7 protein-coding genes are annotated in these 9,401 nt (G+C 71.4%); 6 read left to right on the top strand and 1 reads right to left on the bottom strand.

What is annotated here, in order from left to right; translation table 11 throughout:
- Together DD1DGNOD_RS30045 and DD1DGNOD_RS21990 are read left to right on the top strand one after the other, a co-directional pair.
- On the top strand, positions 1–1,140 hold a 1,140-nt coding region (locus DD1DGNOD_RS30045), incomplete at its 5' end, for an acyl-CoA mutase large subunit family protein (protein WP_241255908.1).
- Between the two features lie 228 nt (positions 1,141–1,368).
- On the top strand, positions 1,369–1,875 hold the full coding sequence (locus DD1DGNOD_RS21990) for a MarR family winged helix-turn-helix transcriptional regulator (RefSeq protein ID WP_131768390.1): 507 nt from the start codon (positions 1,369–1,371) through the stop codon (positions 1,873–1,875).
- Between the two features lie 46 nt (positions 1,876–1,921).
- Here the strand turns inward: DD1DGNOD_RS21990 and DD1DGNOD_RS21985 are convergent, their stop codons facing one another.
- Complete coding sequence (locus DD1DGNOD_RS21985; RefSeq protein ID WP_131770963.1) at positions 1,922–3,400, bottom strand: AAA family ATPase; 1,479 nt, start codon at positions 3,398–3,400, stop codon at positions 1,922–1,924.
- Positions 3,401–3,694: 294 nt separating this feature from the next.
- Between DD1DGNOD_RS21985 and DD1DGNOD_RS21980 the strand changes: the two genes are divergently transcribed.
- From DD1DGNOD_RS21980 to ligA, 4 genes are all read left to right on the top strand, one after another.
- Positions 3,695–4,882 (top strand): cysteine desulfurase family protein, encoded by a 1,188-nt coding sequence (locus tag DD1DGNOD_RS21980; RefSeq protein WP_131768388.1) that lies wholly within the window; start codon positions 3,695–3,697, stop codon positions 4,880–4,882.
- A gap of 5 nt (positions 4,883–4,887) precedes the next feature.
- Positions 4,888–5,943, top strand: coding sequence for a tRNA 2-thiouridine(34) synthase MnmA (mnmA, locus tag DD1DGNOD_RS21975; protein WP_131770962.1), 1,056 nt, complete (start codon positions 4,888–4,890; stop codon positions 5,941–5,943).
- A 127-nt stretch (positions 5,944–6,070) separates the two neighbouring features.
- Entirely contained in the window at positions 6,071–7,102 is a 1,032-nt protein-coding gene (locus DD1DGNOD_RS21970) for a methionine synthase (RefSeq protein ID WP_131770970.1), read from the top strand.
- Complete coding sequence (ligA, locus tag DD1DGNOD_RS21965) at positions 7,099–9,282, top strand: NAD-dependent DNA ligase LigA (protein ID WP_241255907.1); 2,184 nt, start codon at positions 7,099–7,101, stop codon at positions 9,280–9,282. Before DD1DGNOD_RS21970 ends, ligA begins: the two co-directional genes overlap by 4 nt.
- Positions 9,283–9,401: the final 119 nt, after the last annotated feature.

Raw genomic sequence — 9,401 nt, 5'->3', positions numbered from 1 at the left:
GCCGCCGACGTGCGGGCCAAGGCGCTCACGACCGTGCGTGGAACCGTGCAGGCCGACATCCTCAAGGAGGACCAGGGGCAGAACACCTGCATCTTCTCCACCGAGTTCGCCCTGCGGTGCATGGCCGACGTGCAGGAATGGTTCATCACCCACGGCGTCCGCAACTTCTATTCCGTGTCGATTTCCGGCTACCACATCGCGGAGGCCGGGGCGAACCCCATCAGCCAGGTTGCGTTCACCCTGGCCAACGGCTTCACCTACGTCGAGGCGTACCTCGCCCGCGGCATGGACATCGACGACTTCGCGCCGAACCTGTCGTTCTTCTTCTCCAACGGCCTGGATGCGGAGTACACCGTCATCGGTCGGGTGGCCCGGCGGATCTGGGCGGTGGCGATGCGCGAGCGCTACGGCGCCGCCGAGCGGTCGCAGAAGCTCAAGTACCACGTCCAGACCTCCGGCCGTTCCCTGCACGCCCAGGAGATGGACTTCAACGACATCCGCACGACGTTGCAGGCCCTGTGCGCCATCTACGACAACTGCAACAGCCTGCACACCAACGCCTATGACGAGGCGGTGACCACCCCGAGCGAGCATTCCGTCCGGCGGGCACTGGCCATCCAGATGATTATCGACAACGAGTGGGGCCTGACGGGCAATGAGAACCCGCTGCAGGGTTCCTACATCGTCGAGGAACTCACCGACCTCGTGGAGGAGGCGGTGCTGGCCGAGTTCGAGCGGATCTCCGAGCGCGGCGGTGTGCTCGGCGCGATGGAAACCGGCTACCAGCGTGGACGCATCCAGGACGAGTCCATGCTGTACGAGCATCGCAAGCATGACGGCAGTCTGCCGATCATCGGGGTGAACACCTTCCTCGACCCCGACGCCGAGGACAACCCGCACGGTCCCCTCGAGCTCGCCCGGGCCACGGAGGACGAGAAGCATTCACAGCTCGCCCGGCTCGCCGACTTCCAGGCCCGGCACGCCGAGGAGGCGCCCGAGGCGCTGCGCCGGCTGCGCGAGGCCGCGGCGGCCGGCCAGAACACCTTCGACGTCCTCATGGACGCGGTCCGGCACTGCTCGCTCGGTCAGATCAGTGACGCTTTCTTCGAGGTCGGTGGCCGGTATCGTCGTAATGTCTGACCCAACCTAGTTTCCCAGGGGCCCCTGGCTGGCCAGGGACAGCGCGATCGTGATTCGCTCGCGTCCGGGGTTCCTGCCGGATCCGGCAGGAACCCCGGATCCGGCAACTCCGGAAGGCCCACGTTTCCCAGGGGTCCACAACGGCCCCAGGGGTCTGCGGCGGCACGGGAAGCGAGGCCCGTGTTGTCCTTCGGCCGACCGGCCACGTCGTGGAGGAGCCGTCCGCCCGTGTCCTTTCCCAAACCTCTGCCGTTCGACCCCATTGAGGAGGCGCGCAGGCAGTGGACGGCGCACGGGTGGGCCGACGCCGCTGACGGCATGGCGGCGGTCACGTCCGTGATGCGCGCCCAGCAGATCATCCTGGCCCGCACGGACGAGGTGCTGCGTCCCTTCGAGCTGACCTTCGCCCGCTACGAGCTGCTCATGTTGCTGCTGTTCAGCCGGGCCGGCTCCTTGCCGATGAGCAAGGTCGGCAACCGCCTGCAGGTGCATCCGACGAGCGTGACCAGCGCGGTCGACCGGCTGTCCTCGCAGGGGCTTGTCCGCCGCATCCCGCATCCGACGGACCGGCGGGCGACCCTGGCCGAGATCACGGCGGCCGGCCGGGAGCTCGCGACCGCGGCCACCGTCGCGCTCAACGAGCGCGTCTTCGCCGACCCGGGCCTGTCGCCCGAGCAGATCGGTCCGCTCGTCGAGATCCTCAGGGAGCTCCGCAGCCGCGCCGGTGACTTCTGACCCGCCGGCCTCCCGGTGGTCCGGGCGATCTCCTGGCCGGCCACCTTCAGCCGCCTTCGTAAAGGCGGTGGAGGTCGCCGAGGACGATGTCGGGGCCGGAGCCGGCGGCGGCGGCGGCGCGTAGATCGTCGGTGAAGCCGGTGGCGGAGAACAGCAGGAGGCGGGTGTCGGTCACGTCCAGGTTGTTGGTCCGTTCGATGAGCGCGCGGGCGCGTCGCAACCTGTTCAGATGCTCGAGGCCCATCTCGACGCCCCATTTGGCCTCGCCGATGGCGACGAGCCGGCGGCGCTCGCCGTCGGCCGGACCGAGCGCGAGGACGTCGAGTTCCATCGCCGCCCGCTGTTCGTGGTCGTGGATGGTGCCGTGACCGATGTCGCCGAGGTCATCGGTGCCGAGAGTCGCCGGGTCGGCGTACAGCGCCACCCAGGCCCGGCAGATCTCCTCGAAGTTGGGCCCGAGGACCTGGGACGCGAACGTGGCGCGCCGGCCCGGCCAGGTCCTGGCCGCCTGTCCACGTGTCTCGAGCCGGCCGAAGACCGGACGCATGACGGCGTGGTAAAAGGCGATCAGCGGCTCGGCGATCCGCCACACCGGTCGACGGTCGCGCAGCAGGTCGTCCGCCTTGGCCAGGAAGCCGGCGTCGGCCAGCACGGTCAGCGGGTGTGCGAGGTCGCCCGTCGGCCGGCCGACCGCGTTCGCGATCGCGCCCCGGGTGACGGCGCCGGTGGCCACGGCCGCCAGCACCGAGCTGTACAGGCCGGGCTCACGCAGGTCCGGCTCCTCCGCGAGCAGGTAGCGCGCCTCGCGGAACAGCGGCGAGTTGCGGTTGAGGACCGTCCTGACTACCCAGGCGTCGAAGTCGTCGATGCCGCGCGGGCCGTCCCCGTGGGCGAAGTCCCGGTAGGCCGGCGTCCCACCCACGACAGCGTGCATCTGCGCCGCGAGCCGATGGTCGTCGATGCCCCAGAACTCCCGGGCCAGCCGGAAGTCCAACGAAGGCACGACCAGCTCCAGCGCTGCCCGGCCGCGCAGTGGCGCCGAGCCGGCGAGCAGACGACCCATGACCGTGAGCGCGGATCCGCACAGGATCAGCCGCGTTCGCGAGCCGGTCCGTTCGGGACGGCGCGGGCCGAACGCCGCCTGGACCACCGAGGGCAGCTCCGGCGCGGCCTTGACCAGATAGGGGAACTCGTCGATGACGACGGTGGTCGGAGCTTGCCGGCCCAGCCCCAGTACGGCGTCGATCGCCTCGGCCCAGGAGTCGAACGCCAGCGGCGCCGCGGCGCCGACGTGCTCGGCGAAGCGTGCGCCGAACAGCCGCAGCGAGTCCACGGCAGTCCCTTCGAGCGCCTGGTGATACAGACCGCCGGTCTGCTCGCACGCCGCGTCGAGCAGGAACGACTTCCCCTGCCGCCGACGGCCGGTGACGACGCCCAGCGTCGCGCCCGGCGTCGGATCCTCGCAGAAGCCCGCGAGCGCCGCCCACTCCTCCTCCCGGTCGAACATGTCCACCGGTCGCTCCACCCGCACCACCCATCCCGGCACCCAGGATCTGACTTCTAGTGCAACCATACTTATATGAATTGTACCTACACTAGGGACCCGCAGGTGGAAGCCATGACCTGCGACCTTGCGCGACCGCCCCTGTTGGGACGGCGTGTTTTGTCAGGTGCGCTCAACGGGCCGGCGGTGATATCCGGAGGGCGATGGTTCGGTGCAACCTGTCGCCGTCGGTCGGCCGGCGGCGTCGGTGCGTCGGTTTTCGGACTCCTGGGCGTCGGCGGGGTATCGCGGCGACGCACGGATATCCTCAGTGATGTGACCTACCTCGACCATGCGGCGACCACGCCGATGCGTCCAGAGGCCGTGGCCGCCTACACCGCGGCGCTCGCGGACGGCGGGAACGCGTCGTCGCTGCACGCCAGCGGCCGTCGTGCACGTAGGGTAGTTGAAGAGTCGCGTGAGGCGCTTGCCGCCGCGTTGCGCGCCCGCCCGTCCGAGGTGGTCTTCACCGCCGGCGGAACCGAAAGCGACAACCTGGCCATCAAGGGGCTGTACTGGGCCCGCCGTGCCGCCGAACCACGCCGGCACCGGGTGCTCGTCAGCGCGGTCGAGCACCGGGCCATCCTCGACGCCGTGGTCTGGCTTGCCGAGGCGCAGGACGCCCAGGTCGAGCTGTTGCCCGTGGACTCCACCGGGATGGTGCGTCCCGATGTCCTCGCCGCGGCGATCGCGCGTGACCCCGACAGCGTCGCCCTGGTCAGCGTGATGTGGGCGAACAACGAGGTCGGAACCGTCTCGCCGGTCGCGGAGCTCGCGGCAGTTGCGCACCGTTACGGGATCGTGTTCCACACCGACGCCGTCCAGGCTGTCGGGTCGATCCCGGTGTCGTTCGAGGACAGCGGCGCGGACGCGCTGACGGTCAGTGCACACAAGCTCGGCGGCCCGATCGGCATGGGCGCGTTGCTGGTACGCCGGGGCTTGGTCCTGGCGCCGCTGACCCACGGTGGCGGGCAGGAACGCGACGTCCGCTCGGGTACCCTCGACACCCCCGGGGTGGCCGCCTTCGCGGCCGCGGCGTCGGCGGCGGTCGCCGAGCAGCCGGTCGAGGCGGTGCGGCTGGCCGCCCTGCGTGATGACCTGGTCGCGCGGGTACTCGCCACGGTGCCGGACGTGGTGGCCAACGGAGCGCACTCAGGCCCCGGACGCCTGCCCGGCATCGCCCATCTGACCTTCCCGGGTTGCGAGGGCGACTCGCTGCTGTTGCTGCTCGACGCTCACGGGATCGAGTGCTCGACGGGTTCGGCCTGCTCCGCGGGGGTGGCCCGACCGTCCCACGTCCTGCTGGCCATGGGTGTCGATGAGGCCCGCGCCCGCGGCTCGCTGCGCTTTTCGCTGGGGCGGACGTCCGCTGCGGGCGACGTCGACGCCTTGATCCGCGTGATCATGCCTGTGGTGAACCGAGCGCGCCGTGCGGGGGCGCTCGCCGGTCTGTCGGGGGGGTGAGTGGGATGCGCGTGCTTGCGGCGATGTCCGGGGGCGTCGACTCGGCGGTGGCGGCCGCCCGTGCGGTGGACGCCGGCCATGACGTGACAGGCGTGCATCTGGCCCTGTCGAAGTCGCCTGAATCGCACCGGACCGGCGCCCGCGGCTGCTGCACGATCGAGGACGCCCGGGATGCCCGCCGCGCCGCCGACGTTCTCGGTATCCCCTTCTACGTGTGGGATCTTGCCGACCGGTTCGAACAGGACGTCATCGACGAGTTCGTCGCCGCCTACGAGGCCGGCCGGACACCGAACCCGTGCGTGCGGTGCAACGAGCGGATCAAGTTCGCGGCGGTGCTGGAGCGGGCGCTGGCCCTGGGTTTCGACGCGGTGGTGACCGGCCATCACGCGCAGCTTTCCGGTGCGGTGCTGCGCCGTTCGGTCGACCCGGGCAAGGACCAGTCCTATGTGCTGGGGACGCTGCGTCCCGACCAGCTTGCCCACGCGATCTTCCCGCTGGGGGACACGACGAAGACCGAGGTCCGCGCCGAGGCCGCCCGCCGCGGTCTCGCGGTCGCGGACAAGCCTGACAGCCACGACATCTGCTTCATCGCCGACGGCGACACCGGCCGGTGGCTGCGGGAGCGGCTCGGCTCGCGACCCGGGCCGGTGGTGGACGCGACCACCGGCGAGACGGTGGGGGAGCACGACGGGGCCTTCGCGTTCACGATCGGCCAGCGCCGTGGCCTGCGCCTGGGGCGGCCCGCACCCGACGGCAGGCCGCGCTACGTCCTTGACATCTCCCCGGTGACACGAGCGGTGACGGTCGGCCCGGCCGAAGCGCTCGACGTCTCCAGGCTGGTGGCCGACCGGGCGGTCTGGCCGTACGAGGGCCCGGTGGCCTGCGCGGCGCAGGTCCGGGCGCACGGGCGGGCGGTGGCGGCCACGGCCGAAGGCGTCGGTGACGAGCTGCACGTGACGTTGGACGAGCCGGTCCGCGGCACCGCGCCCGGCCAGGCCGTCGTCCTCTACGACGGCGACCGCGTCCTCGGCGGCGGTCATGTCATCAGGCTCGGCCGCTGACCCGGGGCTCGGGCATTCCGGCGGTTCGGGCATTCCGGCGTTCCGGCGCTGGGCCAACCCATATCTGCTCTTTGCGGACGGTGATTTTGATCATGATGTTGATGAGCCCGTGACAACGCCCACCACCATGCCTGACACCGCACCCGCCGCAGCGCCCACCAGCAGCAGCCTGTGGGAGCCGGGGACCGCGACCGGGGTCGGGTCGCTGCCGGGGACCGACCCGGTCGAGGCATGCAGACTGGTCTTCGACGAACTGCCCGACCTGCCGCACCTGCCGGAGCTGCCGAACCGCGGGGCCGGCGCCGACATGATCGGCCGTTCGGCGGGCCTGCTCGCGGACATGCCGGTCGACCTGCAACCGTCCGGGTGGCGGCTGGTACCGCGTCCCGGAATGGACCTGCGCCGGACCCGCGACCTGCTCGCCCGCGACCTCGACGCGCTGGGCGAGGTCGCCGCCGGCTACACCGGGCCGCTGAAGGTCGCTGTCGCCGGCCCGTGGACGCTCGCCGCCACCATCGAGCTGCAACGAGGGCACAAGGCCCTCAAGGACGCGGGCGCGAGCCGGGACATCGCCGAGGCCCTCGCCGAGGGCATCGCCCGACACCTCGCGGACATCGCCCTGGTTGTGCCAGGCGCCCGCCTGATCGTGCAGGTCGACGAGCCCTGCCTGCCGGCGGTGATCGCCGGTCAGGTCCGCACGCCCAGCGGTTTCGGGATCCTTCCCGCGGTGGAGGAGGGCGTTGCCGTCGACCGGCTGCGGACGTTGCTCGCCGCCACCGGTGTGCCCGCCGGGGTGCACTGCTGCACGTCCGCGCCGCCGCTGGGGTTGCTGCGCCAGGCGAAGGCCGCCTTTGTCAGCGTGGACGCGACCCTGCTCACGCCCGCCGACGACGACGCCGTCGGCGAGGCGGTCGAGGCCGGGGTCGCACTGATGTTCGGGATGGTGGCGTCGCGGGACGCGGAACTGTCGGACGTCCGCCGTACCGTCGAGCCCGTCCGGTCGATGTGGCGACGTCTGGGGTTCTCTCCGGAGCAGCTTCGGGAGGTGGTCGCGGTGACCCCCACCTGCGGTCTCGCGGGTGCGACACCCGCCTATGCCAGGGCGGCGCTGCGGCGCTGCCGCGAGGCGGGCCGGGCACTGGCGGACGAGCCGGTATGAGTTCGCTGGATACCTCGGACGCGGACGCTCCCCGGGGCACGGTGCTGGGGACCGAGGCCCGGCCCGACGGTGATCCCTGGCCCGACGGCGATGCCGGCCTGTTGACGCGGGATGGCGCGGCCGACGAGATCCCGGCGCAGGTGCGGGCGCGGGCGGCGGAACTGGCTCGGGAGCTGAGCGAGCACGCCTTCCGTTACTACGTCCTGGACTCGCCGACCGTCTCCGACGCCGAGTACGACCGGCTCATGGGCGAGCTGGAGACGATCGAGACCCGCTGTCCGGGGCTGCGCACACCGGACTCGCCGACCCAGAAGGTCGCCGGCTCCATCTCGACCCTGTTCACCCCGGTGGAGCACCTGGAGCGGCTGCTCTCACTCGACAACGTCTTCACGGACGCGGAGTTCCAGGCGTGGGCCGCCCGTGTCACCCGGGACGCCGGCGTGGACGCCTGGCTGTGCGAGCTGAAGATCGACGGTCTTGCGGTCGACCTGGTCTACGAGGACGGATACCTGGTGCGCGCGGCCACCCGCGGCGACGGGCGGACCGGGGAGGACGTCACCCCGAACATCCGGACCCTCTCGGCGGTGCCGATCCGGCTGCGCGGTGGGAGCGTGCCCGAGCTGCTGGAGGTCCGCGGTGAGGTCTTCTTCCCGACGGCGGCCTTCGCCGAGCTCAACGCCACGCTGGTCGCCGCGGGCGACAAACCGTTCGCCAACCCGCGCAACGCCGCCGCAGGCTCCCTGCGGCAGAAGGACCCGCGGATCACCGCCACCCGCCCACTGTCCATGATCATACATGGGCTCGGTGTCCACCGCGGCTTCGACGTCACGTCCCAGTCCGAGGCGTACCACCGGATGGCCGAACTCGGCCTGCCCGTCTCCCGGCACCACGAGGTACTCGCCGGCGTCGCCGAGGTCGAGGCGTTCGTCCGCCGGTGGGGTGAGCACCGCCACGACATCGAGCACGAGATCGACGGTGTGGTGGTGAAGGTCGACGCCTTCGGGCTGCAACGCCGTCTGGGGGCCACGTCGAAGTCCCCACGCTGGGCGGTGGCCTACAAGTACCCGCCCGAGGAGGTCACCACCAAGCTGCTCGACATCGAGGTCAACGTGGGCCGGACGGGGAGGGTCACTCCGTTCGGCCGCCTTGAACCGGTCAAGGTTGCCGGCTCCACCGTCGGCCTCGCCACGCTGCACAATGCCGACCAGGTGGAACGCAAGGGTGTGCTGATCGGTGACACCGTCGTCCTGCGCAAGGCCGGTGACGTGATCCCGGAGATCGTCGGGCCGGTCGCGGACCTGCGGGACGGTTCCGAGCGCGCCTTCGTGATGCCCACCCGCTGCCCGGAGTGCGGCACCGAGCTGGTGCGCCCCGAGGGCGAGGTCGACGTCCGCTGCCCGAACGCCGTGTCGTGCCCGGCGCAACTGCGCGAGTCGCTGTTCCACTTCGCTTCCCGGGGCGCTCTGGACATCGACGGATTCGGTTACGAGACGGCGACCGCCCTGCTGGAGGCCGGTCGGGTACGCGACGTCGGTGACGTCTTCCATTTGAGCCCCGAGTCGTTCACGGAGTTGCGCGGGTTCGGCGAGAAGAAGATCGATCAGATTCTGCGCGGGGTGGCAGCGGCCCGGCAGCGGCCGCTGTGGCGGCTGCTGGTCGGGCTGTCCATCCGGCATGTGGGGCCGAGCGCGGCCCGGGCGCTGGCCCGGGAGATGCGTTCGGTGGACGCCATCGCAGCCGCGTCCACCGAGACCCTGGCCGTCGTCGACGGCGTGGGCCCGACCATTGCCGCCTCCGTCGTGGACTGGTTCGCCGATCCGCGCCACCGTGACGTGCTGGAACGGGTGCGTTCCGGCGGGGCGCAGCTCGCCGACGCCGGCGCGGACGAGGGGCCCGGCCCGCTCACCGGCGTCACCGTAGTGATCACCGGGACGCTGGCGGGGTGGAGCCGTGACTCCGCCACCGAGGCCGTCCAGGCCCGGGGTGGCAAGGTCACCGCTTCGGTGAGCAAGAAGACGAGCTTCATGGTGGTAGGCGCCGATCCGGGGGCGGGCAAGTACGACAAGGCGCGCGCGTGGAAGCTGCCGCTGCTCGACGAGGCCGGCTTCGCCGTCCTGCTGGAGCAGGGGCCGCAGGCTGCGGCCCCGCTCGCGCTGCCCGTGGAACCGGAGGACGGGTAGCCCCGCGGTTTTCCGGCGGCTGTGGTTTTTCCGGCTGGCACAGTCACAGTCCCTGTGCAGGCTCCCGTGCCGCGGCCTCTGCGGGCGGTCCCCGCACCGGCGTCCTGTGGCCGGTCAGG

Origin of the sequence: Candidatus Protofrankia californiensis, assembly GCF_900634765.1 — a bacterium.
Classification (GTDB): Bacteria; Actinomycetota; Actinomycetes; order Frankiales; family Frankiaceae; genus Protofrankia; species Protofrankia californiensis.
Note: the sequence above shows the minus strand (reverse complement) of the source record. Positions and strands in the feature narration are given on the sequence as shown.